Consider the following 24,925-nt stretch of genomic DNA (forward strand, 5'->3'; position numbering starts at 1 on the left):
CGTTAATCCGCCACCGCTGTGGACGCCACGTGCCGGTAGTCCTGTTGCTGCCGCCATGGTTTGGGTTATGCTCCACAGATGGTGCCGCGGAGTTTTCTTCAATGGCCGGTCGTCCGTCAACTGGGTACGGGCGACCTCTTGGGCCGTGGACCGGCGGTCACGTCTGCCAAAACCAAGGCAATAACCCCGCGAACAGCAACTGCCGACCGCGTGGTGCAAAGCGTTTGTCCCTATTGCGCCGTTGGGTGTGGACAGCGCGTCTACGTCAAAGACGAGAAGGTCATCCAAATTGAGGGCGATCCGGATTCACCGATCTCCCGCGGCCGCTTGTGCCCCAAAGGCTCCGCCAGCGAACAGTTGGTCAACTCTCCGGGTCGCCAGACCAGAGTGCTCTACCGTGCACCGCGGTCCACTGAATGGGAACACCTGGAGCTCGATACCGCCGTCGAGATGATCGCGGAAAGGTTCATCGAGACGCGCCGCAGGACGTGGCAACAGCACGACGATCACGGCCGGCTACTGCGCCGCACCATGGGCATAGCCTCTTTGGGCGGCGCCACTTTGGACAACGAAGAAAACTACCTCATCAAGAAGCTGTTCACGGCCGCAGGGGCGGTGCAGACCGAGAACCAGGCCCGCATATGACACTCCGCCACGGTTCCCAGTTTGGGAGCCTCGTTTGGACGCGGCGGTGCTACGCAATCGCTGCAGGACATGGCCAACGCCGACTGCATCGTTATCCAGGGTTCCAACATGGCCGAGTGCCATCCTGTTGGCTATCAGTGGGTGGCGGAGGCCAAGGCACGGGGAGCCAAAGTCATTCACGTTGATCCAAGGTTCACGCGGACCTCGGCGGTCTCGGACAAGCACATTCCCATCCGGGCCGGGTCCGACGTTGTTCTGTTGGGTGCCCTGATCAACTACGTCATCTCCAACGACCTCTGGTTCAAGGAGTACGTCAGTGCCTACACCAATGCCGCCACACTGGTGCACCACGATTACCGCGACGCCGAGGACCTCGGCGGCCTGTTCTCCGGGTTCGACCCGGAGAAGGGCGCGTACGACACGTCTTCGTGGGCATATTCGGAACGGGGCGATGGAAGCATTGACGAACCGGGTCCCGGGTCCGAACACGGTGCCGATGCGACTGCCCGGGCCGCAGGCCACGCCTACGGCAGCGGTGGCCCGCCCCTGGAGCACGCAGAGGTTGAGCGTGACGACACACTGCAGGATCCGCGGACCGTCTTCCAGATCGTGAAGCGGCACTATGCGCGGTACACCGCGGAAATGGTGCAGGACATGTGCGGCATCAGCGTTGCGGACTTCGAGTACTTGGCCCGTGCCATCACGGAAAACTCGGGACGGGACAGGACCACCTGTTTCGCCTACGCCGTGGGTTGGACCCAGCACTCCCTGGGCGCGCAGTTCATCCGGGCTGCGGCCATATTGCAGCTGCTGCTGGGGAACATGGGGCGCCCGGGTGGCGGAATCATGGCCCTGCGTGGGCATGCCAGCATCCAAGGCTCCACGGACATTCCCACCCTTTTCAACCTGCTTCCGGGATATTTGCCCATGCCCAGTGCCGGCCGCCACGACACCCTCGAAAAATATCTGTCCACCATCGGTTCGAAACAACAGAAGGGTTATTGGGCCAACGCCGACGCTTACACCATCAGCCTGCTGAAGGCCTGGTGGGGCGAGGCCGCGAACGCGGACAACGACTGGGCCTATGACTATCTACCCCGGCTGAACGGAGCCCACGGAACCTACGAGACAGTGATTGGCATGCTCGAGGACGAAGTGGAAGGCTACTTCGTGCTCGGACAGAATCCCGCTGTTGGGTCGGCCCACGGCCGTATGCAGCGCCTGGCGATGGCGCATTTGAAGTGGATGGTGGTTCGTGACCTGAACCTTATTGAGTCGGCGACGTGGTGGAAGGACAGCCCGGAAATCGAATCCGGGGAGTTGCGGACCGAAGATATTGAGACAGAAGTGTTCTTCCTCCCGGCAGCAACCCATGTGGAGAAGGCCGGGTCCTTCACGCAGACCCAGCGGCTGCTTCAGTGGCGGCACAAGGCTGTGGCGCCGCCAGGGGAGTGCCAAAGCGAGCTTCAGTTCTTCTTCGAGCTCGGCCGCAGGATCCGGGAAAAGCTTGCCGGTTCCGACGACGAACGGGACCGGCCACTGCTCGACCTGACCTGGGACTATCCCACGGACGAACATGGCGACCCGGACGCGGAGGCAGTGCTGGCGGAAATCAACGGCCGTCATCTTGATGGGTCCGACGCCGGGAAACCCCTCTCCGCCTACACCGAACTTCGGGCCGACGGTTCTACTGCGGCTGGCTGTTGGATCTATACCGGGGTGTACGCTGGCGGCTTCAACCATGCGGCCAACCGCAAACCAGGCCAGGAACAGGGGCCGGCTGCTCCGGAATGGGGATGGGCGTGGCCAGCGAACCGCAGGATCCTCTATAACCGGGCATCGGCGGACCCTGCCGGTAAGCCGTGGAGTGTGCGCAAGAAGTACATCTGGTGGGATCAGGACCAGGGTAAGTGGGTCGGAGACGACGTGCCCGACTTCCCGCTCGACCGTGCGCCAGGCAGCCATCCTGATCCTTCCGTCGGTGGTCCCGAAGCCTTGAGCGGCGACGATCCGTTCATCATGCAAGCCGACGGCAAGGGCTGGCTGTTCGCGCCCAAGGGCCTGTTGGACGGACCGCTGCCCACCCATTACGAGGCCCAGGAATCGCCGGTGGCCAATGCGCTCTACGCGCAGCAGCAAAACCCTGCGCGGCTGGTGTTCCCCCGGGCCGATAACCCCAGCGCACCGAGCGCGGGGACCAGTGGCGCGGACGTCTACCCCTATGTCTTCACCACGTACCGCCTCACCGAGCACCACACAGCGGGCGGGATGAGCCGTTGGCTGCCGTACCTGTCCGAACTGCAACCTGAGATGTTCTGTGAGGTCTCGCCTGAACTGGCGGCAGAACTGGGACTGGAGCCTTACGGCTGGGCCACGATTATTTCGCCGCGCTCCGCCATCGAGGCGAAGGTGCTGGTCACCGACCGGATGGCACCACTGAAAGTCGGCGGCCATACCGTCCACCAGATTGGGCTGCCCTACCACTGGGGTGTCGGAAACAACGCCGTCGTCAGCGGTGACGCCGCCAATGACCTGTTGGGTGTAACCCTGGATCCCAACGTCCAGATACAGGAATCGAAGGTTGCCACCTGCGACATACGTCCGGGGCGCCGCCCGCGCGGAGAGGAACTTCTTGCCTTGGTTGCCGAGTACCGCGAGCGGGCCGGAGTGACTATCGAGACCGGCAACGCTGCCGTCACTGACCCGGCAGCCGAAGGCATAGACCCTGCTATCAACCCCACGCTGGAGGACTAAATGGGCCAGTTGTCCGGACCGACCGACCCCACCACCGATGCCCACTGGGAGCACAACCATCCGCGCAAGGGGTTCTTCACTGATACGTCGATCTGCATCGGCTGCAAGGCCTGCGAAGTCGCCTGCAAGGAGTGGAACCACAACCCGCAGGATGGAAACCTTGAGCTGCTCGGGTCCTCCTATGACAACACCGGATCACTTGGCGCCAGCACCTGGCGCCATGTCGCTTTTATCGAGCAGGGCCAGGAACGGATAGTCGAAGCACGGGAATCAGGCCGCGCCCTGGTCAATCTGGGAATGCCACGCATCGGTCCTCCGTCCCCGGCATCGCCGGCGGGCACCGACCTCGCCGAGGCGGACACCACCCCGCCGGACACGGCAGACTTCCGCTGGCTGATGTCCTCCGACGTCTGCAAGCACTGCACGCATGCCGGATGCCTTGACGTTTGCCCCACTGGAGCTCTTTTCCGCACCGAATTCGGCACGGTGGTAGTGCAGGACGACGTATGCAACGGCTGCGGAACCTGCGTGGCGGGGTGCCCGTTCGGAGTCATCGAGCGACGCAGCAACGGCACGGTCAAAGTGCCCACCAGCAGGAATGACCAGCACGGCCAACATCCCTCAACACCCAATGTGGGCATCGCCCAGAAGTGCACGCTGTGTTACGACCGGTTGCTCGACGACGAGACGCCCGCCTGTGCCAAGGCGTGCCCCACCACGTCCATCAAGTTTGGCGACCACGACGCCATGGTGGAGGCGGCAAAGGATCGCGTGGCCGAGTTGCATGCCAAGGGTTTGACGGAAGCCAGGCTGTACGGCGCGAACGAAAACGATGGCGTCGGCGGAACAGGTTCGGTCTTCCTGCTGCTGGACGAACCGGAAGTCTATGGACTTCCGCCGGACCCCCGGGTGCCGACAGCCGATCTGCCAAAGATGTACCGGCGGGCCGCCATGGCGGTTGCGGGGATGGCCGCGGCGGCTGCCCTGGCTTTCCTGGGAGGACGCGCGTGACCCTCTCGGAGTTCGATAATGTGCGGCCCTCGGAACCTGCCCGCCGACGGCGGCAGGAAGGCAAACCCGGAGCACGTCGTCGCCGGGACGTCAGCGACGGCTTCCGGGAGATGCCCATGGTTCCCGAGCCGGAGTTCACGTCCTATTACGGCCGGCCCGTCGTCAAACCCGCGCCTTGGGGCGATGACGTGGCTCTTTACCTTTTCCTTGGCGGTGTCGCCGGAGGTTCGGCATTGCTTGGTCTTGGTGGACAGCTGACCGGGCGTCCGATTTTGCGACGTAATGCCCGGCTGGGCGCCTTGGGAGCAGTGGGCCTGGGCGCCGGAGCGTTGGTGAAGGACCTGGGCAGGCCCGAGCGCTTCCTGAACATGCTGCGGACCTTCAAAGTGACCTCTCCGATGAGTGTGGGCTCCTGGATCCTCAGCGCCTTCAGCGCCGGCACTGCCGTAGCGGCTGCGGCCGAGATTGACCGGCTGCTCGGTTCCAGGCTCCCGCTGGGTCCGTTGCGGAAGGTGCTGCAGGCTGTCGAGGGTCCGGCAGGGTTTGAGGCGGCCGTGTTCGCGGGTCCGCTGGCGGCGTACACGGCTGTCCTGCTGGGCGACACCGCCACACCAACGTGGAACGCCGCTCACGAGGAACTGCCGTTTGTCTTCGTGAGTTCGGCCTGTCTCGCCTCAGCCGGACTGGCCATGATCACCACGCCGGTACGTGAGGCAGGTCCCGCCAGGAAGCTTGCAGTGCTTGGCGTCCTGGGCGACGTGGCAGCCATGAAGGTAATGGAGCGCCGAATGGACCCGATAGCAGCAGAGCCGCTGCACCAGGGCAGAGCCGGAGCCATGCTCAGGTGGAGCGAGCGGTTGGCGGTTGGCGGTGGCCTCGGCGCGCTGCTGGCTGGTCGCAACCGCGCAGTGGCCGCAGCGTCGGGGCTCGCGTTGCTGGCCGCCTCCGCCCTCACACGGTTCGGAGTCTTCGAGGCGGGTCTGTCCTCGGCCCGGGATCCCCGCTACACGATCGAACCGCAGAAGAAGCGGCTGGCTGCACGCCGCGCTGCCGGCATCAGCAACGACGGGATCACCACCGGCAGCTGATACAGCCGCAAGCTCTAGCGGATCTCGATGCCCAGGGCGGCAGTGGTGTGGCCAATCACCGGGTACCCCGGCAGTTCACCGACCACCAACAGCCCACCGGAGGTCTGGGCGTCGGCCAGAAGCAGCAGATCGTCTTCAGTGATGCCGGGCGCGGACGCCAGATGTGGACGTACCCATTCGAGGTTCCGTCGCGTCCCTCCCGATACAAAGCCGTCACGCAGTGCTTCCAGGGCACCATCGAGCAGTGGCACTGCCTTTAGATCGATCACCGCGCCCACTTCAGAGGCGCGGACCATCTTGTGCAGGTGCCCCAGAAGGCCAAAACCGGTCACATCCGTGGCCGCACGAACGCCCGCGGCCACCGCCGCTTCCGACGCGTCACGGTTCAGGGCCGCCATCGTCTCCACCGCCTCAGCGAAAACCTCACCGGTCTTTTTGTGCCGGTTGTTGAGAAGTCCGACGCCGAGGGGCTTGGTTAGCGTGATGGGCAACCCGGCCTGCGCGGCGTCGTTGCGCAGAAGCTTGTCGGGGTGGGCGACTCCGGTCACCGCCATGCCATACTTCGGCTCAGGATCATCAATAGAGTGCCCGCCCAGCACGGGGCAGCCTGCTTGGGACGCAACACTCAGGCCGCCTCGGAGTACTTCGGTCATCAATTCCATTGGCAGGACGCCCCTGGGCCAGCCGACCAGGTTGATCGCAGTGACGGGGCGTCCGCCCATGGCGTAGATGTCCGAGAGGGCGTTTGCGGCGGCGATCCGGCCCCAGTCGAAAGCGTCGTTTACTACCGGGGTGAAGAAGTCGGCCGTGGAAAGAACCGCCAGATCGTCTCGCACCAGGACCGCTGCGGCGTCGTCTCCACTGTCGAGTCCGACCAAAACGTCCGCCCCCGGTTGGCCAATCAGGCCGCGGACCGCGTCTTCGAGTTCGCCCGGCGGGATCTTGCAAGCGCAGCCCCCGCCGTGGGCATACTCGGTGAGCCGCAGCTCTTCCCCGGTGCCCCGATCGACGTCGTTTGTTGTGGTCTGAGTCTCATTCACCTGTTCAGCGTACCCTCGTAAGCAACCTGCTATATTGAGGCGCGGTGGCGTCCGGGTCCTGGTGGGCCCCCCGGTCTTCAAAACCGGTGAGGCCGAGCATCTCGGCCTGGCGGGTTCGATTCCCGTCCGCCACCGCCAAACATCGGCATGCTGATGCCGTGACACGAGGAGGGCTGTGGACAAGGTCGATCCCCGCCGGCTGATTCCCCGCACGAATGACCTGTTGGCGCTGCCGGTCGTCCTCGAAGCCAGCACACGGATGAGCGCACAGGTCATCCGCGGACTCGTACGGGATATCCAGGACCAGGCCCGGCGCGGCGAGCTCCCACCCGCCCAAGTGGTGCCGGCCCTGGAGGCCGCCGTCGCTGGCCATCAGGCGACAAGCCATCGTCCTGTCCTGAATGCCACTGGCGTCATCGTCCACACGAACCTGGGCCGCGCACCCCTTTCTGCTGATGCGGTTGAAGCGGTTGTTGCCGCCAGCGGCTACGTCGACGTGGAGCTCAACCTTGCCAGTGGCGGCCGGTCCCGCCGGGGAGCCGGTGCGAGGGCTGCATTGCTCCTCGCTTGTCCTGCCGCTGAGGACGCCCTGGTGGTCAACAACGGAGCAGCTGCCCTGGTCCTGGCCACCACGGCCCTGGCCTCCGGCCGGGAGGTGGTGGTGAGCCGCGGAGAATTTGTTGAGATCGGTGCCGGCTTCCGGTTGTCAGACCTGATTGAATCCACTGGTGCAAGGCTTCGCGAGGTGGGTACCACCAACAGGACCCACCTGCGTGACTATGAAAACGCCCTCAGCCCGGTCACCGGTTGCGTCCTCAAGGTCCACCCGAGCAACTTCCGCGTGGAGGGATTCACGTCGTCGGTAGCGCTCCAGGAGCTCAGCCCGGTAACCAAGGCAAACGCAGTACCGCTCGTGGCAGACCTGGGCAGCGGACTGTTGGCCCCCGACCCCCACCTCCCCGATGAACCTGATGTTGCCTCGGCCCTGGCGGGAGGGGCCGACGTCGTCATCGCCAGCGGTGACAAACTTCTGGGCGGCCCCCAGGCCGGGCTGCTGTTGGGCCGTAAGGAGATCATCGAACGATTGGCCCGGCACCCGCTTGCCCGCGCCGTGCGGGCGGACAAACTTGCGCTCGCTGCCCTCGAGGCGACTCTTGCGGGCGGACCGCCGCCGGTCGTCCAGGCGCTGCATGCCGACGTCGGGCAGTTGCGTCGCCGGACCGACAAACTGGCTCATGCCCTGGGGGTTCCTGTCGTCGCCCATGACGGCCGGGTGGGAGGTGGCGGTGCTCCCGGAGTTCCCTTGCCGGGATGGGCGCTGAAGCTTCCCGAGAATCTCGCAGTTCGTTTGCGTACCGGAAACCCGGCTGTCCTGCCGCGTGTTCACGACGGCGCATGCCTCATTGACCTGCGCTGCGTTCCGGCTGCGGATGATCAACGGATCCTCGCAGCGGTGCAGCAGGCCCTGGCACTCCTGGCGGGCCCCGATGCCGGAGGGGCTGGCTGAGCAGTGCACGTCATAGCCACCGCAGGCCACGTCGATTCCGGTAAAAGCACCTTGGTCCGCGTCCTGACCGGCATGGAGCCGGATCGTTGGGAAGAGGAGCGCCGCCGCGGACTGACCATTGACCTGGGCTATGCCTGGACCACCTTGCCGTCCGGACGGGACGTGTCGTTCGTAGACGTACCGGGGCACGAAAGGTTTCTGGGGAACATGCTTGCCGGAATCGGGCCGGCGCCGGTTGTCTGCTTCGTCGTCGCCGCCGACGAAGGGTGGCAGGCACAGTCAAGCGACCACCGCGATGCAGTGGCTGCTCTCGGCATCGAGCATGGGGTGGTAGTGCTCAGCCGAACGGACAGGGCATCAGGCCCTCGGATCGCAGAGGTAATCTCGCGGACCCGCGCAGAGCTGGAAGGGACCGGTTTACAGGACGCGCCCGCAGTAGCCGTGTCCGCCGTCGACGGGACAGGGCTCGATGAGCTGCGTGCCACCCTTGACGATGTTCTCGCGCGCGTGCCTGCCGCTGCCCTGACAGGTCGCGTTCGGTTGTGGGTGGATCGCTCGTTCACCATCACCGGTTCAGGAACAGTAGTTACCGGAACGCTCGCTGCGGGAACGTTGAGCCAGGGGGACCGGCTGGAGCTGCTCGGCCACGACCGTTCCCGACCCGTAACGGTCCGCGGCCTGCAGAGCCGTGACACGGCATGCACCTCGGTGGAACCGGTCAGCCGGGTGGCATTGAACCTCCGTGACCTCGCCGCAACGGATGTCCGGCGGGGAGACGCGCTGGTTACTCCCGGTGCTTGGCCTGCAACTGCGGTTGTCGGCATCCAGCGCATCACGGGAGTGGGCTATTTGGAAGTGCCGGAGCAGCTCACGGTGCATGTCGGCACGGCGTCTGTGCCCGCACGATTACGTCGCTTCGGCGCTGACCACGCCCGTCTCGTCCTCGACAGGAAACTGCCCCTCGTTCCCGGGGACAGGCTGGTGCTGCGGGACCCGGGGAGCCGCTCTGTGCTCGGTGGCGCGCGTGTCCTCGATGCTGATCCGCCTGCCCTGCGGCGACGCGGCGACGGCGCCCGCTGGGCCGAGCGGCTTGCACGCATGGATCCCAGTGGAGACGTCCAGGCAGAGGTAGCGGCCCGCGGAGCGGTCCACGTCCAACAGTTGTTCAAGCTTGGACTCCTGGCCGGGCTCGACTCCGACGCGCCGCCCGGCGTACAAGTCATAGGCGGTTGGTGGGTACACGCCCCCGTACTCGAGGCCTGGCAGCATCGGCTCCACACCGCAGTCCAACAGTTGCAGGAACGAGATCCCCTGGCTCCCGGTCTTTCCATGGGCGCGGCGCAGGACCTGCTCAAGCTGCCCGACGGAAAGCTCCTTTCCCACGTCATCAAGGGTGCTGCCTTGGAGCAGGACGGCGGGCACATTCACCTGCCGGGCAGCCACGACTATCTTGGTCCCATCGAGCAGGCCATTGCCACTTTGGAGAGCAGGCTGAGGGCCGAGGCGTTCCGTGCTCCTGAATCCGATGAGTTGGCAGCTCTGGGTCTGGGTGTCCGGGAACTTGCCGCTGCAGAACGCAAGGGTCGCGTGCTGCGGCTGCGTGACGGGGTGGTGTTGCTGCCAACGGCGCCGGCGCTTGCGATGCGAACGCTCGCCCGCCTCGAGCAGCCCTTCACCACGAGCCAGGCACGCCAAGCGCTCCACACAACACGTCGGGTGGCGGTTCCGCTGCTGGAATACCTCGATTCGCGTGGCTGGACGGAGCGCCTGGACGCCGGGCACCGCAAAGTGGTGCGCTGACTTCCGGAGGTCGGGGGAGGGTAGGACTGCCCGTCCTAGGAAGAACAGGGGCAGGAAAACCTGCTGACCACGCCCCGCGATGTGCGTATCGTCGACTCCGACAGGACCACCTCGATGAGAGAACTGAGGAGAGTTATGCAATACCGCACATTGGGCAATAGCGGGGCCGTGGTATCGAACTACGCGCTCGGAACCATGACGTTCGGGGCTGAAGCCACCGAGGAAACGTCTCACGCGATCCTGGACGAGTATGTTGCTGCAGGCGGCAATTTCATCGACACGGCGGATGTTTACAGTGCCGGCGTCTCGGAGGAAATCATCGGACGGTGGCTCTCGAGCCGACCGGAACAGAGGGACCAAGTGGTACTGGCCACGAAGGGACGCTTTCCCATGGGCAAGTTCCCGAACGATGTGGGCACCTCACGCCGCCACCTGACCAAAGCCCTCGACGATTCCCTCCGGCGCCTGGGAGTGGAGCAGATTGACCTCTACCAAATGCATGCGTGGGATCCCATCACGCCGCTGGAGGAGACTCTCCGTTTCCTTCACGACTCCGTCAGCAGCGGCAAGATCGCGTACTACGGTTTCTCCAACTTTCTGGGATGGCAGGTAACCAAAGCGGTCCACCTGGCAAAGGCCCATGGCTGGAGCGCGCCGGTGACCCTGCAGCCGCAGTACAGCCTGCTGGTGCGTGAGATCGAGTGGGAGGTCGTCCCGGCGTCCCTCGATGCGGGCATCGGCCTGCTGCCGTGGTCGCCTCTGGGCGGTGGGTGGCTCTCGGGCAAGTACAGGCGTGACGAGTCACCCGTTGGCGCAACCCGGCTTGGGGAGAATCCGACCCGGGGCATGGAAGCATGGCAGGCCCGCAACGACGACCCCCGCACCTGGGACATCATCGAAACCCTGGAAAAGATTGCTGCTGACCATGGCGTGAGCGCCTCGCAGGTGGCGTTGGCCTGGTTGGTGGACCGGCCTGCGGTGACCTCCGTGATTCTCGGCGCCCGCAGCGTGGAGCAACTGTCGGACAACCTTGCGGCCGCAGAGCTTGAACTCACGCCTGAGGAAACTGAGCTTCTGACCCAGGCAAGCCAGCCGCGCGTCGGGGTATATCCCTACGGACCCATGGCAATCCAACAGCGCAGCCGCAAGATCGAAGGCGGCAGGTAACCTCAAAAACCAAGAACAGACGGCGTTGGCCCAAGGCCGACGCCGTCTGTCGTGAGGTGGCTTTGAATGCCAACAGTAGTACTGGTTAGGCAGCCGCCTACGGTTCTCCGGGGTCTGCGGCCGTAGCGGTGTTGGCGTTCCATCGGGCGGCGAGGTCCGCGGAGGTGCCGTCGTCGGGATGGCGCTGGACGTCGTCGGCCTGTCGGGAGTAGTGGGACGTGAAGCGGGAGTGGACCGAGGCGCAGAAAACGCAGCGATACTCCCGTCGCCAGCATGGCCATTAATGAACTGTCTGCCCACGAAGGCGATGGTTCCAAATTCGGCCGCAGAGTGGCAGTTTCCAGCCCCACCTCTCCCCCCCGCGAAGCGAGAACTCGCCGCAACATCCGCTTATTGGCGACGGGGCAGCAGGACGTTACTGGCTCTGAACCCGGTTGTAGTTTGGCTTAGGACATTGAACTGGGTCGACCAGGAATATGACTAAGAATGGACTTTGAGAAGCCGCCATCGACACAGATATCTTGACCGGTGACATAGCCGGATAGAGGGCTCACGAGAAATTCGATCACGTTGGCGATGTCCCTTGGATCTCCGATCCTCCCCAACGGGATGATATCTTCCCGTGCCTTCTTGATTTTGGGATCTTCGTACATCTTTTCGGTCATCCGTGTCTGGGTCATGCCTGGGGAGACCACATTTACGCGGATGCCGTCGGGCGCCCATTCCAAGGCGAGCGTCTGGGCCAACATCGTCAGGGCAGCTTTGCTGGGGCTGTAGGCTCCTGACCCGGCATGGGGTTGTTGGCCTGACATGGAGGAGGTGAAACAAGCGGCTCCGTGGCTGTCCTTCAAGTGCTGGTAGCTTGCTTTGGCGAGAAGCCATGATCCGCGGAGGTTGACGGAGAACATTGCGTCCCAGTCCTCAAGGGAGACGTCGCATATGGCTCCGGGGTTCGCGATTCCTGCGTTGGCTACCAGCGCGTCCAGGCCGCCGAATTCTGCAACGGCAGCTTTGACCAACTGGCTTGGCAACTCGGGATCGCCGAGATCACCTGCCAGTGCGATGGCGGTGCCTCCGATCGCCTGTATTGACCGAACAACCTGCTCTTGACTGCTGTTTGATTCGTGTCCGCATACGGCGATCATTGGCTGCACTCCACGCGTAAGAGCCGCTTCCGCGAGTCTCAGGGATGCTGCTGCGCCGATTCCGCTGCTTCCGCCACTGACCAAAGCCCTCATTACACAAACTCCTCTTAAAGGTTTTTTCGCATTGAAAATTCACTCTCAACAATGCAGTTTCTTACGGTTGGAAAATTCTTGGTACCGCTCAATGCCGGGCGTGGGGCTAACTTTCCAGTTCCCATCCGTGGTTCTTGAGATCCTGCATTGCCTTTGCGAATTCTTGTACCGGGTTCTCCTCCCGAATGATCTCCAGGACAACGTTGCTGACTCCGCAGGTGTCCCTGACGACGCTGCCCAGACCCTCCCAGTCGATGACTCCTGTGCCGATGGGGTCGTGCCCCCAAGTGTCCGTGCCGGTATCCGAGATATGCACGAGTCCGATGGATTCATGGTGCTCACGCAGAGCCGCTACGGGATCCTCTTCGATGTAGGCAGCATTGGCGACGTCGTAGACGATCTTGACTGCATCGTCGTTGATGGTGCCTACCACGCCTGCCAGGTCCCGAATGGTGGGGGTGAAGCAATACGGTGTGTTTTCGAACAGCAGCCGTACGCCCGCCTGCTTGGCCAGAGGGATGAGGTTTTCCAGGCTCTCGTACATCCATCCATAGGTGTTCTCGAGGGAAGGTGAAATCATTGGGCGGCGTGTGCCGGGGGAGATCACGACCTCGGAGGAGCCCCAAGCTTCGGCCAGGTCAATTACTGACTTGATGTGTTCAATGCTTTTGCGTCGCATGTTGGCGCCCGGGCTGGCCAGATTGATGTCGTATCCGCCGGCGTTCAAAGACCGCACTTTCGCACCGTACTTGCTGAGTCTGGCTCGAATTGACGCGCGTTCGGAGCTTGGTAGTTCATCCGGCCAGCAGTGAGGAGAACTTACTGGAACTTCGAACGTTTTGTAGCCGTTGTCGACGAGTTCGGCGATCGCATCGATGGCAGTCGCTGACCACAGGTATGAAAACGTATTGATAATCATGCTGTTCACGTAGGAGAAGTCCTCTCGGTTTCGCGCCACGTAGAAGAAGGCCTCTTCTTATAACGCGCTATGAATTTTGCACTGGGGCCGAGCTGCGACAGCTCATTGCCGAGTGTTTATTTGGAGTGCCTGGATACGTCGACCATGGACGTTGTTCCCGAAACCAACTGTTCGCCTTTGAGTACCTCCGGGTCAGCGAGTGCCACGGTGGAGCGGTCCCCACGGTTGCCGGTCTCCGGCAGCGTGAAGTAGACGACGAGGCAGAGGGCAACGACGACGATCATGTAGACGGCGACGAGCATCGGCTGCCCGGCTCCGACGAATGCAGCAGCGACCAACGGTGCGGTGCCGCCGAAGACAGCAATCACGATCTGGTGCGCGAACCCGATGCCTGACACCCGAACTGATGCCGGAAACAGTTCGGCCTGGATGGTCGGGTACACCGACTGCCAGATACCGAGCACAACCCACCCTGAAGCCGATACCAGGACGTATACCCAGAAGCCCGGCTGGTTGAGGATCAGGAGCAGGGGGTAGAAGAGAACGATCATGCCGATGGCGCCGATGATTGGGAAGATTTTGCGTCGACCTAGTCGGTCCGAGAGCGCACCGCAGAGCGGCACGATAATCACCAGCAGAACCAGCCCGATAACGTTTCCAGCCAGGGTTGAGGACAAGTCCCGGCCTGTGGTCAGTTTGGCGTACGTGGGAAGGAAGGTAGCCCAGGTGTAGTAAGCCACGGCCGGGGCAGAGAGCGCGGCGGCCTGGAGCAGCGCTTTCGGGTGTTCGCGCAGGAGGTCCATCAGTCGGGCCGCGCCGGATTTTTGATCGACGAGGGCTTCGGCTTCAAACTCGGGGGTTTCTTCTGCCCGCGCCCTGAGGATTAGACCGACGATGCCGAGCAAGCCTCCCACAACGAATGGGATGCGCCATCCCCAGGCGGCGAGGTCGGCCGTCGAGAAGGATGAAGTAACCATTGCCGCGGCGCCGGTAGCTGCGAGGGTCGCGAGACCGCTCGCCATATTGGAAAACGAACCGAACAGTCCCCGGCGGTTTGAGGGAGCATGTTCCACCATGAAGGCGATGGCGCTCTGCGCCTCACTGCCGGCCGAGACCCCTTGGAGAACGCGTGCAACCAGGAAGAGAACGGGCGCTGCATAGCCGATTGTTGCGAATGAGGGGGTTAGGCCGATGATCAGGGCACCGAGTGCCATCCCTGAGATGGCCAGCGTTAGGATGAGCCTTCGACCGAAGCGGTCAGCCAGCGGAGAAATAATGATTCCGCTCAGCGGCCGTACAACAAACCCAACGGCATAGGTGAGCAGGGCGGCGATCAGGGAAGCGAAAGCGGAGTCGCTGGGGAATATCTGGGAAGAGAATACTGCCGCTAGCAGCCCGTAAATGTACCAGTCGTACCACTCAACGAAGTGGCCGATCGTGCCCGCCACCAAGTTCAGGGTGCGGCGCGGATGCTTGGGCGTTTCGGGACGCCCCGAAGTGTCGGGACTGCCGACGGCTTCATTTGAGGTCTTCATTGAACTCTCCATGTTTTCACGTTTAGCGCTGTGGTTATAGTGCTTGGTTCTGAGCACCTCGTGTGCGGGTCGGGCCGCCCAGATGGGTCCGACTGGATAACGGATGGCCGAGGACGGAGGCTGTGCGGCGCTGCTTCCTCTGTAGCGGTAAAACTTTCAATTGACCTCCAGATCCCGAATGAGATCGATTGCTGAGATCGGTTGCATTCAACAATACGGATGCGATGTGATGCTTGTCAACGTTCGGCCCCTCCGAAGCGTCGAAGCCAAAGCCGGTTGCACCTCACCGCGAGGCGGCATCAATCGACGGGAGGTGAGCCTCGTTGTTGAGGTCCTGAAACTGCACGCCGGACCAGGTGCATTCCAGCTTGCCGTAGGTGGCCCAATAGTCGTCCCAGTGCGCAAGTTTCCACTGATCGCGCTCAAGGCCGCGGCGGGTGAGCCGCGAACGCAGAACGTCTTGCGGCACCCGGACCCTTATCACAGTGATAACGGGGGACGGCCAGTTGAAGTCATTTGCCGCCCTGGCCAAATAGTCCGGGTCGCCAAAATAGGCCCCGAAAGGGGCATCGAGGACCACGGACCGGCCGAGGCGCAGGTTTATCCCGGCCACATCCATGAGGGTCGCGTACTCGAGAGGCAACAGGTTTGCGCGATAGAAGTCGTTGGACTCGCGGTCGGTTGGGTCATGGCCGGTGGCGGTCAGGGCGAACTCGACAAAACGGCCGCTCACCCGGTCCTTGTCCAGGTATGCCGCCTGGTGCTTTTCAGCCGTTTGTTGGGCAATGGTGGTTTTTCCTGAGCCGGCCGGTCCGATGACGATGAAGACTTCCGTGGACATTACCGGCGGGCCTCTGCTACTGCAGCGAGAAAAGACCTGGCTGCTTCGGTGACGCGGGTAAAGTCGCCGTCCGGCTGCCACGCCTTTGTTACATAGCTGCCGACGCCGACGCCTGCCACGCCAGCGGCGAACCATTCGCCCACATTCTCCAGAGTCACGCCACCAGCAGGCATGATGGGCAGATGTGCCAGTGGTGCCAGCGCGGCTTTCGCATAGGCCACACCGCCCGCTTCAGTGGGGAAGAGTTTGAGTATGTCAGCGCCTGCCTCGGCAGACTCGACGAATTCCGTAGGGGTGTACGCTCCGCTGATTGTTGGTATCTGGTAGCGGTTTGCTGTACGGATCATCGCAGGGTTCAGTTGCGGACTGACCAGAAACTCGGCCCCGGCGCGAATGCACTCGTACGCGGCGTGCTCGTCGAGTACGGTTCCTGCGCCGACCGCCACACCGCTTGGTCCGTGCTTGGCGGCCAGCCTGCGGATCACGTCTACGGCACCGGGAACCGAAAGGGTGATCTCCAGCGCCCGGAAGCCTCCTTCGATGGCGGCCTCCGCGACCTTTTCGGCGACTTCGGCACTATCCAGCCGGACGATCAGTACGGCCCCGGACTCGTCGATGGTCTGCAGGGTGCGAAGTTTTTTGTTCATGGCGGCCTCTCTCTGGCCGGGTGGCATCTTTTTATCGAGCGGCCCGGCTCCATTGATGTTCGTTGACAAACTCTCCCACCATCCATAGTGTTATTGCAACCGATCTCAGCAACCGATCTCATACAAGGGGGTATTGCGGTTGACTAATGTACGAACGATTATTCTTGGCGCTTCCCACTGGCATGTCCCGCTCTGCGCGCAGGCCATGGCCGAAGAGCACGACATGATCGCAGTAGGCGACGATGACGTATCCCGTGTGCAGGTGCAAAGACTCGCCGCTGGCTGGGGAGCGCCGGTTGAGGCTGACTGGCGGAAACTGGTAAATTTGCCCGACGTCGGACTCGCCTACGTCTTTGGTCCCCACGAGGGTATGGCGGAAAAGTGCTTGGCCCTGATCGAGCGGGGTATTCCGTTCGTGGTGGAAAAGCCGTTGGGCACTTCCCTTGACGAGCTGGCCACTGTGCGGCGAGCTGCCGAAGCAGCTGGTGTACCGGCCACTGTCCCCCTGGTCCAGCGCGGCGGGCCCACAGAGAACTGGTTGGCCAAGGCCGGCAGACCCACTTACCAGCGAGCGTCATTCATTGCTGGCCCTCCGGCCCGGTATCTCGATAATGCCAATCCGTGGATGCTGGACCCGGTTAAGGCCGGGGGCGGCTGCCTCGCGAACCTGGGCCCGCATTTTGTCGACCTGTTCCTCCGAGGGTGCGAGGAGCCTGCATCGCAGGTGGATTCCCGGCTCTCATCAGTTCTTCACGGCCAAGCCATCGAGGACCATGCCAGCCTGATCATCACGACGCCGAAGGGACGCGAAGCGATTATAGAGGTGGGCTACGCGTTCCCTGGCTCACCGCTGAAGCGGTACTGCAGCTTTACCTCGGTCGGGGACAGTGGATTCGCCACCGTTGATTCCGATGGCACAGCTACTTTCACGGCACTGGATGGAACGACGGACGTTGACAAGATCAACGTGGACAGCGACCCTCTCTACGATCCTTTTGTGCGCAGCGTCGCCCGGACACTGGAAGATGGATTCCGGGGCCTGCCCACGCTGGCCCAACTCGAAGATGTCATGCGCCCCATTTGGCAGGCCTATGACGACCAGCACGGAGGAAAAGAACATGCCTGACTTGAGTATCGACGTCGTCGCAAAAGCCGCCGGTGTCCACCGGTCAACGGTCTCCCGGGCGTTCTCACGCCCGGAGGCGGTGAAGAGCGAAACACGCGAACACATCCTCCGGGTCGCCGAGGGACTCGGCTACACGATGAGTCCGCTGGCTCAGGCGCTTCGGCGGAAGACCAGCACCATCATTCCGCTGATCGTTCCGGATATCACAAACCCCTTCTTCGCGGAACTTGCCAAAACGATGACACAGGCAGCAGACGAGCGCGGCTACCAACTGATGCTCTGCGTCACCAACGGTGACCCGGCAAAGACTGATGGATATTTCACGGCAATGCAGGCCATGTACGCCCCATTCGGGATCGTTGCTCCATCGACCAAGGTTGATACCGAGGCGTTGAAGCGCTTTGATTTCGGCCACAAGGTTGTGGTGATCGACCGCGTGGAGGGTGATACCTCCGTGCCCACCGTCACGGTAGACAGCCGCCGAGGCATCATGCTTGCCCTGGAGCACCTGCACGGCCTGGGGCACACCAGGATTGGTTATGTATCCGGCATCGCGGGCACCCACACTGCCCAGGATCGGATGGACGCCTACTTGGATCTCACTGCTCAGAGCGGGAGCGCACCCATAGTGTTGGACAGCGGGTCTGATCTGGATGCGGGTACACGCGGTGCCGAGCATTTCCTGGAGATGGACAATCCGCCCACCGCGATCATCGCCGCCAACGACATGGTGGCTTTCGCCGTGATCTCGGCACTGGGCAGCAGCGGCGTGCGGGTACCGGAAGACGTCTCGGTGGTCGGATTCGATGGTCTGGCCCTCGGCGCTCGGTTCAACCCAGCCCTGACCACGGTCCGCCAGCCGATCGCGGACATGGGACACATCGCCATCGAACTGGCTGAAAAACAAAATCTGGACGGGTCGGTAGATCATATCGTCCTGGAGCCCGAGCTTCTGGTCAGGCGTTCCACCTCGGGGCCGCGCAAATGAGCGCGGTACAGGAGCAAAGGCTCCGGAGACTCCCGGGGCTCCAGCACACAGACCACGTCGGGTTGACCGTTCCAAACCTTGACGAAGGGATCCGGTTCTTCGTCGACGTCCTCGGAGCCGAAGAGCTATATCGCTCCGAACGCGGGCCGGACGAAGAATTTATGCCAACGAATTTCGATGTCCCTGCCGATGCCAAGCTGACACTTGCCATGCTCCGCCTGCCACCGAACCTCAACATCGAGCTTTTCGAGTGGAGCAGCGCTGAGCGGCGTGGGACGCCACCCAGGCATTGCGACGCCGGAGGCCACCACTTGTGCTTCGTCGTGGACGACGTCGATGACGCCATCGCCGTCCTGCAGGAAACACCAGGGGTACGGGTGCTCGGTGAACGCAAGGAAGTCGCTGGCGATAGTCCGCGCGTAGCCGGCAACCGCTGGACCTATTTCATAACGCCCTGGGGCCTGCTGATGGAAATCGTGGATCGATCCCGCGTCCCGGCCCCACCCAGGCTGGTCGGTCCCCAGGACTGGACGGCAGCACCAAACACTTCAGAAAGGACATAGAACAATGCGGCTAGCGGGTCACACACTAGGCACCCCGAACCACACGGTTCCCCAAGCACTTAGTCTCTTCCGGGCCGCGGGGCTCGATGCAGCCGAAGTCATATACCAGGATGACTATAAGTCTGGTTTGCCCTTGGGGGACCGGCACTCCGCAATGGAGGCACTCAAAGCGGCCCAAGGCGAAGGTATACCCATCGTGGGTCTGACGCCCTACACCACCGCCATCAACTCACTGGACAATACCGAATGGCACAAGGCCGTCAACGAATTCCGTGGAGCCATAGACACCGCACAACTGCTCGGCGCTGACCGGGTGCGTGTCTACGCCGGTTCGTGGCATCCTGGAGATACCGGGCACGCGGCACGGTGGGGTCAGCTGCGAAAGGCGCTGGAGACCCTTGCCCCCGAAGCCCAGCAAGCCGGCGTCGTCCTTTGCGTCGAAAACCACTTCGGCACCATGACGCAGACCGCTGCGGACACCGCGGCCCTGGTCCGGGAGATAGCCCAGCCGTCCGTCCGAGTGCTCTACGACCAGGCCAACCTGACCTTCACCCACGACGAAAGCTACGAAGAAGCCTTCGCCGTCCAAGGTGACCTGATCGGCCACGTCCACGTCAAAGACCTTGTCTTCACCGACCCGACGGCGACCTTCCGAGCCTCGGAGACGGCCCGGGTCAACGCTTCGGAACGCGCGGTCCGTTCCCGCGTCGTCGGAAGCGGCGTCGTTCCGTGGTCCCCAATTCTCGCCGCCCTGCTGCGACACGGCTACGACGATGTGCTAAGCATCGAGCTTGAATACCGCTGGCACCCCCAAGACCTACCCGCGCCCGAGGACGGATTCCGGGAATCCGCCTCCGTCCTGCGCTCAATGCTCACTGATCTTGCTGAAGTAAGGAACGCCTGATGAACACCAACCGCCTCCGCGTCGGAGTTATTGGCGCGGGCAACATCGCCACGATTGCGCAGCTGCCCACCCTCGTACAGCGGGACGACGTCGAGTTGGCCGCCTTGGTTTCCCGGCGCGAAGATCCGAGCAGCCTGGTCCGGCGCTGGGGCTTCAACGCCGCCTATAAGAGCGTGGAGGAGATGCTGGCCGCACAGGAACTGGATGCAGTGTTTGTGCTGACCCCGCGCTCCGAGCACGCCCACGCCGTCGAGCTCTGCCTCAATCGCGACGTGGACGTGTTCTGCGAGAAGCCTCTTGCCCCGGCGACCAAGGAAGCAGAACACCTGGCCGACCTCGCCGACAAGCGAGGACGGATACTCATGGTTGATTTCAACCGGCGCTACGCACCCGTATACAAGGCTGGCCGGGAAGCCTTTGGCGACAAAGGGGCTACCTTCTGCGTTGCTCAGAAGAACCGCCCTGGATCCGAATACCGTGCGACGTTCGAGAACGCCATCCACATGGTCGATCTCCTGCGCTGGTACTGCGGGGGCGAACCTGAGCACGTGGCCGCCCACGCCGCTGGTGAGGATCCCTGGGAAGAAGACGGAATCGCAGCGACCATCCGCTTCAGCACCGGCAACACCGGTGTCCTGATGGCAGCCCGAACAGCGGGAGCATGGAACGAGAAACTGGACGCCTACGGTGATGGGAAGACCGTCGAAGTCAGGGCACCCGAAACCGTTTCCACCACCATCAACGGCGTCACCACTTCACGGGAACTGAGCGCCGAAGCGTACGGCTGGGCTACTGCGACAGACACCCTCGGATTCTCGGCCGCCGTTCACCATTTCCTGGACCGGGTGGCCGACAGGGCCCAGCCGCTGACTTCAGGCCGCGAAGCAGTACGCACCCAGCGCCTATTGGACCAGATCCTCGCCGCCGCCGGACTGCCCACAGAGGAGCAAACCGGCCGCGAGTGGGCGAGCCACGCAGTCAACGCAAGCTGAACCGTCCGCCTCTGTCAGAGTTGCACAGGCCTCTGGAAGCGGGCTCTTTGGAACTGGTGGCCTGAGCCAGCCTGTCGTGTATAGGGAGGTGCAACATGGCTCCACGTCGCCTGCCTGTGCGCGGACTACGGGTCAGGGGAACAGCCGGGCGACCTTTTCGGGGGCGTCTGATCGCGCTGGCAGGGATCCTTCTGGTTGCGTTCAGCGCACGGGAAGCGGTCTCGGCGGTGTCGCCGCTCCTTGGCCAAATGGGCGCAGACCTTCCCTTCGATGCGGTGACCACGGGGATTCTTGGGATGTTGCCAACCGCCGCCTTCGCAGTGATGGGTTTCCTTGCGCTGCCGCTTCTGCGGCGCATCCAGCTCGAACACCTGCTGCTGGTAGCGATCCTGCTGACAACATGTGGTCAGGTCGGCCGCGCAGTGGGATGGAACGTCTTGGTATTTTTGGTCTTCACGTTCATCGCCATGCTCGGGATTGGCCTGGTAAATGTCGTGGCTCCGCCCCTATTAAGGAAGTACTTTCCCGACAGAATCGGGATTCTCGCAGCGCTGCATGTCACTCTCCTGGGCGTCAGTACGGCGGTGGCCGCCCAATTTGCCATCCCCTTGGGGACTCTATATGGCTGGCGGTTCTCCATAGGAATCTGGGCTGCCCTCAGCGCGGTTGCCGCGCTCCCTTGGCTGATACTTCCAGTGGCCGGACGGAGCGCTACCCGCTCGCGGACCTCACCAGCGATCCCTAAGGAGGCGCCTCCTGCGAACGGGACCAAACCTTGGCGATCATCAATCTGTTGGGGCACTGCACTGGTTTTTGCTGGTTGCTCCAGCAATACTTTTGCGGCGCTCACCTGGCTGCCGGTTGTCCTCGTGGACAGAGGGATGAGTCAGGAAAGTGCTGGATCGATGCTGGCACTCTATTCACTCCTTGCTTTGCCCGTCGCTCTGATTGTGCCCGTGGTTGTAGCAGGAATGTCCCGCCCGCTACCTGTCGCCGCCCTGTTTGCCCTCGCCTTCGCTGTAGGTTACGCAGGCATCATCTTTGTTCCACCAGCATCGGCAGCGGTGTGGGTCGTCATAGCCGGATTGGGCCAAGGTGCCTACTCCTTCGCGTTGACCATGATCAATAAGCGAAGTCGAACTCAGTCCGGTTCAGGAAGTTTGTCAGCGTTTGCCCAAGGAACCGGCTACGCCCTGGCAAGCGTCGGCCCGTTCCTTTTCGCGCTCCTTCACAATCCAGGGGACGGCTGGCTGCCCTCATTCGGCATGCTCGGTGCCTGGCTCGTGGTGCTTGTGGCAGGGGCCATCATGGTCAACAAGCCACGCATGCTTGAGGATCACTCGCCGGTTCCGAAGCGGGCTCCCGCGGAAACACTGGCCGGTCCACAGACGAACGGAGCGGGCTGCAGACAGGAGGCGGCAGCCAACACCGGCGACACGCGATCCCAAGAAACCTAACGTCATTGACAGCCAAATGGAGACGCAAGAGTTTGGCGCCGCCGATCTACGCAACAAATCTCGTTTTTCCGACTCAACTCAAAGGAGAGATTTCATGAACACCACTTTTGCAATCGGCCCTATCGTCCTGGGGCCAGCGTTATGACGACGGCGGCACAGCCGCCACGCGTCGCGGTAGTGGGCGCGGCCGGGTGGGCAGGATCCCGTCATGCCCGGGCATTCCACAAGGCGGGTGCCACTGTCACCCATCTTGTGGAGAAGGGCGAGCGGGCGGTCTCGTTGGCCCGGGAACTGGGGGCGCAGGTAGTGCCCGGCCTCCAGGAGCTTCATCCTGGTGTCCTGGACCTGGTCGTCGTCGCCTTGCCCACCACCCTGCAACCCCAGGTATGCGCGGATCTGCTGAACAGGGGATTTCGGGTGCTGACGGAAAAGCCAGTGGCAGCAGATGCAGAAGGTGCAGCGATCATGGCCGCCGCTTCGGGAGTAGACCAACGACTGATGGTGGGGTACACGCTTCACCAGCATCCGGCCGTCCCACTGATTTCCCAGTGGGTCAAAGACAACGATGTGATTGCCGTGCACGTTCGATCTGTCGCCCATAAGGAGAACATCGACTCATGGCGTGCTGATCCGAGCGAGGGTGGTGTTGCGGTTGTCAATGGCATTCATGCCATCGAACTTGTCGCTTCGTGGTTCGATGGCGACCCGAAAGTTCTGGCCACCAGCGCCAGCAGCAGACTCTACGGGACTGCGGTACCCGAACACGTCGTTTCCACGCTCGAATTCCCCTCCGGAGTGGTGTTCACCATGCAAAGCTACTGGTCCCCATGGCAGGAACCCCAAGGGCTTAACCAGGGGGATTGGAGCCTCGCCATCGATGTTCTTGCCGCCGGCGGCCGCATGTTGTGGTCAAACGATTCCCTCCGTTCGTGGGGCCGTGACGGCGGACAACACGAGGAAACCTTCGCGCCCTCCGACCTCTTCTTCCGGCAGGCAGAAGTGGCCCTGGGATTCTGCACAGGTGAAACCCCTCCCGTGACATTCGCCAAGGCACTACGCGCCACGGAAATCGCCGATGCCCTCCGGACAGCGGCGGCCTCGTCCGCACCGGAGGTGCCAGCCCCCTAAGCATCATCAAAACCCGAACGGACGACAACCCATCAGTAAGGAACGAACATGAAGCAAGCACATCACGCTCCGATTGCAGGAGCAGTGCAGTCAAGCTGCGCCCAGAGCGGAGAGAATCGATGAGCCTCAAAGATCAGGTGGTTCTGGTAACCGGATCAAGCGGGGGAATCGGTGACGCTGCTGTCAGCGCACTTGCAGCGGCTGGCGCCATGGTCATCGGCGCCGACCGTTCTCCCAAAGAGGACCAGTCCTTGGAAACGTTCTACTCCCTTGACATCACCTCGGAAGAACAATGCGCAACAGTCGTACAGGACATTGAAGCCAAATACGGCCGTGTCGATGTCCTCGTCCACGCAGCCGGAGTACTCGGGCCCACTCCGGACATCATGGAGACAACTACCGAAGAGTTCGACTCCATCCTGAGAATCAACACAACCGCGACGTTCACCATGGTCCGGGAGACCGCAAAATCCATGCTTGGGACCGGCACAGCGGGCGCCATCGTGGTCCTGTCCTCAGTTGCGGCCAAAGAATCACGCCTCAACTACTTGCCCTACAACGCGAGCAAGCTCGCCGTCCTCCACATCATGTGGTCCTTTGCTGAATTGCTCGGACCTAACGGCATCTCGGTGAACGCCATCGCACCAGGACCGGTGAACACCCCCATGTGGGCGCAATTTGCCCGGGATTCCGGGCCGGACGCAGCAGCGAATCGAGCGAAGAGGGCAGCGCAGCTGCCGATGCGCCGGTTTGCCGAACCCGATGAGGTTGCCCGGGCCATCCTCTTCCTTTCTGATCCCGACAACCGCTACATCACCGGAGTGTCCCTCGATGTGGCAGGCGGAGCACATCTGGGAATAGGAACCTGAAGCGCCCGACAGGGGGTTCAAATTGGCCCCTCGTACGGCTTCGCACTCGCCTCATTCACCCAGGGACTAAACCTTTAGGGCTGCTCTCATCCTGACAGGCAATTCAGCAATCAGAGACGGGTCCTTGACCTACCCAGGAGACACATAATGCGACATCACCACACTGCCCTGCACGTTACGGACATGGAACGCAGCGAGCGCTTCTATGTTGACGGCCTGGGGCTCACGCGTTTGGATGCGTGGACGTCGGGACCATACATCGGAGAACTTTACGGCCGTCCCGACGTCAAAGTCAGAGCCATGCTTCTCGCTACCACTGACGGAACCTTTCGTTTGGAACTCGCCCATGCCGAGCCGCTACTGCCCGCCGTCAATCCATCAGAGGCTCAACCGGGCACGGCCCACCTTGCCTTTACAGATATTGACGTCCGAGAGGTTTACACCCGGATGACAGCGCTCGGTTACAGCGCGGTATCCGAACCCGTTGCCCCGTCCTCAGGCCCCATTGCCGGCGGGTGGCTGGTTTATCTCCTCGATCCAGACGGAAACCGCGTAGAGCTGATTCAGCCGCCAGACTGGCGCCCGAACGAGGACTCGTGAGTTGCTCGATCCCTAAGTGCCGCAACGTCTTCCGCCTTTTCGATTGAGCCCGACGGCGGTATGGGTACCGAGCGCCGGGCCGGTCCTCACGTGCCTAGCCGGAGGA

Annotated in this window: 21 protein-coding genes and 1 tRNA gene; 16 read left to right on the top strand and 6 right to left on the bottom strand. The window is 62.6% G+C overall.

All coding sequences use genetic code 11. The annotated features are described in order from the left end of the window. The first annotated feature begins 78 nt into the window (after window positions 1–78). The 3 genes from fdh to nrfD are packed head-to-tail and all read left to right on the top strand — an operon-like array spanning window position 79 to window position 5,498. Window positions 79–3,399, top strand: a complete 3,321-nt coding sequence (gene fdh, locus AB0N72_RS01380) for a formate dehydrogenase (protein ID WP_363931489.1) — start codon at window positions 79–81, stop codon at window positions 3,397–3,399. Next, window positions 3,400–4,410 carry a 4Fe-4S dicluster domain-containing protein gene (locus tag AB0N72_RS01385; protein ID WP_363931490.1) on the top strand — a complete coding sequence of 337 codons (1,011 nt, stop codon included), beginning with the start codon at window positions 3,400–3,402 and terminating at the stop codon, window positions 4,408–4,410. It abuts the gene before it with no gap. Next, window positions 4,407–5,498: an NrfD/PsrC family molybdoenzyme membrane anchor subunit gene (gene nrfD, locus AB0N72_RS01390; RefSeq protein ID WP_363931491.1), complete on the top strand. Its 1,092-nt coding sequence runs from the start codon at window positions 4,407–4,409 to the stop codon at window positions 5,496–5,498. Before AB0N72_RS01385 ends, nrfD begins: the two co-directional genes overlap by 4 nt. A 14-nt stretch (window positions 5,499–5,512) precedes the next feature. On the opposite strand, the gene selD is transcribed toward nrfD, so the two are convergent. Further along, the gene (gene selD / locus AB0N72_RS01395; RefSeq protein WP_363931492.1) at window positions 5,513–6,538 is read right to left on the bottom strand and encodes a selenide, water dikinase SelD; all 1,026 of its coding nucleotides are present in this window, start codon (window positions 6,536–6,538) and stop codon (window positions 5,513–5,515) included. Between the two features lie 43 nt (window positions 6,539–6,581). Between selD and AB0N72_RS01400 the strand changes: the two genes are divergently transcribed. The 4 genes from AB0N72_RS01400 to AB0N72_RS01415 all read left to right on the top strand — a co-directional run bounded on the left by AB0N72_RS01400 (window position 6,582) and on the right by AB0N72_RS01415 (window position 11,012). Next, window positions 6,582–6,676, top strand: a tRNA-Sec gene (locus AB0N72_RS01400). A gap of 37 nt (window positions 6,677–6,713) precedes the next feature. Then, the gene (selA, locus tag AB0N72_RS01405) at window positions 6,714–8,045 is read left to right on the top strand and encodes an L-seryl-tRNA(Sec) selenium transferase (protein ID WP_363931493.1); all 1,332 of its coding nucleotides are present in this window, start codon (window positions 6,714–6,716) and stop codon (window positions 8,043–8,045) included. Window positions 8,046–8,048: 3 nt separating this feature from the next. Further along, entirely contained in the window at window positions 8,049–9,845 is a 1,797-nt protein-coding gene (gene selB, locus AB0N72_RS01410) for a selenocysteine-specific translation elongation factor (RefSeq protein ID WP_363931494.1), read from the top strand. Window positions 9,846–9,980: 135 nt separating this feature from the next. Then, on the top strand, window positions 9,981–11,012 hold the full coding sequence (locus AB0N72_RS01415) for an aldo/keto reductase (RefSeq protein WP_363931495.1): 1,032 nt from the start codon (window positions 9,981–9,983) through the stop codon (window positions 11,010–11,012). A 446-nt stretch (window positions 11,013–11,458) separates the two neighbouring features. Here AB0N72_RS01415 and AB0N72_RS01420 read toward each other — a convergent pair whose 3' ends face one another. The 5 genes from AB0N72_RS01420 to eda all read right to left on the bottom strand — a co-directional run bounded on the left by AB0N72_RS01420 (window position 11,459) and on the right by eda (window position 16,192). After that, a complete protein-coding gene (locus AB0N72_RS01420) occupies window positions 11,459–12,250 on the bottom strand; it encodes an SDR family oxidoreductase (RefSeq protein ID WP_363931496.1) in 792 nt (263 codons plus the stop codon). Window positions 12,251–12,356: 106 nt separating this feature from the next. Continuing rightward, entirely contained in the window at window positions 12,357–13,169 is an 813-nt protein-coding gene (locus AB0N72_RS01425; RefSeq protein ID WP_363931661.1) for a sugar phosphate isomerase/epimerase family protein, read from the bottom strand. Between the two features lie 116 nt (window positions 13,170–13,285). Then, window positions 13,286–14,704, bottom strand: coding sequence for an MFS transporter (locus AB0N72_RS01430; RefSeq protein WP_363931497.1), 1,419 nt, complete (start codon window positions 14,702–14,704; stop codon window positions 13,286–13,288). 283 nt (window positions 14,705–14,987) lie between these two features. After that, entirely contained in the window at window positions 14,988–15,545 is a 558-nt protein-coding gene (locus AB0N72_RS01435) for an AAA family ATPase (protein WP_363931498.1), read from the bottom strand. Further along, window positions 15,545–16,192 (bottom strand): bifunctional 4-hydroxy-2-oxoglutarate aldolase/2-dehydro-3-deoxy-phosphogluconate aldolase, encoded by a 648-nt coding sequence (eda, locus tag AB0N72_RS01440; protein ID WP_363931499.1) that lies wholly within the window; start codon window positions 16,190–16,192, stop codon window positions 15,545–15,547. The genes AB0N72_RS01435 and eda overlap by 1 nt, the downstream gene beginning before the upstream one ends. 139 nt (window positions 16,193–16,331) lie before the next feature. Between eda and AB0N72_RS01445 the strand changes: the two genes are divergently transcribed. The 9 genes from AB0N72_RS01445 to AB0N72_RS01485 all read left to right on the top strand — a co-directional run bounded on the left by AB0N72_RS01445 (window position 16,332) and on the right by AB0N72_RS01485 (window position 24,819). Next, window positions 16,332–17,318, top strand: coding sequence for a Gfo/Idh/MocA family oxidoreductase (locus tag AB0N72_RS01445; RefSeq protein ID WP_363931500.1), 987 nt, complete (start codon window positions 16,332–16,334; stop codon window positions 17,316–17,318). Further along, window positions 17,311–18,306, top strand: a complete 996-nt coding sequence (locus AB0N72_RS01450; protein ID WP_363931501.1) for a LacI family DNA-binding transcriptional regulator — start codon at window positions 17,311–17,313, stop codon at window positions 18,304–18,306. Before AB0N72_RS01445 ends, AB0N72_RS01450 begins: the two co-directional genes overlap by 8 nt. Beyond that, window positions 18,303–18,869, top strand: coding sequence for a VOC family protein (locus AB0N72_RS01455; protein WP_364081153.1), 567 nt, complete (start codon window positions 18,303–18,305; stop codon window positions 18,867–18,869). The genes AB0N72_RS01450 and AB0N72_RS01455 overlap by 4 nt, the downstream gene beginning before the upstream one ends. Window positions 18,870–18,873: 4 nt before the next feature. Next, window positions 18,874–19,773, top strand: a complete 900-nt coding sequence (locus AB0N72_RS01460) for a sugar phosphate isomerase/epimerase family protein (protein WP_363931503.1) — start codon at window positions 18,874–18,876, stop codon at window positions 19,771–19,773. After that, window positions 19,773–20,765: a Gfo/Idh/MocA family oxidoreductase gene (locus tag AB0N72_RS01465; RefSeq protein ID WP_363931504.1), complete on the top strand. Its 993-nt coding sequence runs from the start codon at window positions 19,773–19,775 to the stop codon at window positions 20,763–20,765. Before AB0N72_RS01460 ends, AB0N72_RS01465 begins: the two co-directional genes overlap by 1 nt. A 95-nt stretch (window positions 20,766–20,860) precedes the next feature. Continuing rightward, on the top strand, window positions 20,861–22,222 hold the full coding sequence (locus AB0N72_RS01470; protein ID WP_363931505.1) for an MFS transporter: 1,362 nt from the start codon (window positions 20,861–20,863) through the stop codon (window positions 22,220–22,222). A 141-nt stretch (window positions 22,223–22,363) separates the two neighbouring features. Continuing rightward, entirely contained in the window at window positions 22,364–23,350 is a 987-nt protein-coding gene (locus AB0N72_RS01475) for a Gfo/Idh/MocA family oxidoreductase (RefSeq protein ID WP_363931506.1), read from the top strand. A gap of 119 nt (window positions 23,351–23,469) precedes the next feature. Further along, window positions 23,470–24,219 carry an SDR family oxidoreductase gene (locus AB0N72_RS01480; protein ID WP_363931508.1) on the top strand — a complete coding sequence of 250 codons (750 nt, stop codon included), beginning with the start codon at window positions 23,470–23,472 and terminating at the stop codon, window positions 24,217–24,219. Window positions 24,220–24,366: 147 nt separating this feature from the next. Continuing rightward, window positions 24,367–24,819 (top strand): VOC family protein, encoded by a 453-nt coding sequence (locus AB0N72_RS01485; protein WP_363931510.1) that lies wholly within the window; start codon window positions 24,367–24,369, stop codon window positions 24,817–24,819. Window positions 24,820–24,925: the final 106 nt, after the last annotated feature.

This window comes from Paenarthrobacter sp. NPDC089307 (assembly GCF_040685055.1).
GTDB lineage: Bacteria > Actinomycetota > Actinomycetes > Actinomycetales > Micrococcaceae > Arthrobacter.

Bases quoted from the DNA above. Each gene is read 5' to 3' on its own strand.
- AB0N72_RS01415 (WP_363931495.1), top strand. From the start codon at position 9,981: ATGCAATACCGCACATTGGGCAATAGCGGGGCCGTGGTATCGAACTAC.
- AB0N72_RS01425 (WP_363931661.1), bottom strand. From the start codon at position 13,169: ATGATTATCAATACGTTTTCATACCTGTGGTCAGCGACTGCCATCGAT.
- AB0N72_RS01460 (WP_363931503.1), top strand. From the start codon at position 18,874: ATGCGGCTAGCGGGTCACACACTAGGCACCCCGAACCACACGGTTCCC.
- AB0N72_RS01385 (WP_363931490.1), top strand. From the start codon at position 3,400: ATGGGCCAGTTGTCCGGACCGACCGACCCCACCACCGATGCCCACTGG.
- AB0N72_RS01450 (WP_363931501.1), top strand. From the start codon at position 17,311: ATGCCTGACTTGAGTATCGACGTCGTCGCAAAAGCCGCCGGTGTCCAC.
- AB0N72_RS01455 (WP_364081153.1), top strand. From the start codon at position 18,303: ATGAGCGCGGTACAGGAGCAAAGGCTCCGGAGACTCCCGGGGCTCCAG.
- AB0N72_RS01430 (WP_363931497.1), bottom strand. From the start codon at position 14,704: ATGAAGACCTCAAATGAAGCCGTCGGCAGTCCCGACACTTCGGGGCGT.
- eda (WP_363931499.1), bottom strand. From the start codon at position 16,192: ATGAACAAAAAACTTCGCACCCTGCAGACCATCGACGAGTCCGGGGCC.
- AB0N72_RS01480 (WP_363931508.1), top strand. From the start codon at position 23,470: ATGAGCCTCAAAGATCAGGTGGTTCTGGTAACCGGATCAAGCGGGGGA.
- AB0N72_RS01470 (WP_363931505.1), top strand. From the start codon at position 20,861: ATGGCTCCACGTCGCCTGCCTGTGCGCGGACTACGGGTCAGGGGAACA.
- AB0N72_RS01475 (WP_363931506.1), top strand. From the start codon at position 22,364: ATGACGACGGCGGCACAGCCGCCACGCGTCGCGGTAGTGGGCGCGGCC.
- AB0N72_RS01485 (WP_363931510.1), top strand. From the start codon at position 24,367: ATGCGACATCACCACACTGCCCTGCACGTTACGGACATGGAACGCAGC.
- AB0N72_RS01465 (WP_363931504.1), top strand. From the start codon at position 19,773: ATGAACACCAACCGCCTCCGCGTCGGAGTTATTGGCGCGGGCAACATC.
- AB0N72_RS01435 (WP_363931498.1), bottom strand. From the start codon at position 15,545: ATGTCCACGGAAGTCTTCATCGTCATCGGACCGGCCGGCTCAGGAAAA.
- AB0N72_RS01420 (WP_363931496.1), bottom strand. From the start codon at position 12,250: ATGAGGGCTTTGGTCAGTGGCGGAAGCAGCGGAATCGGCGCAGCAGCA.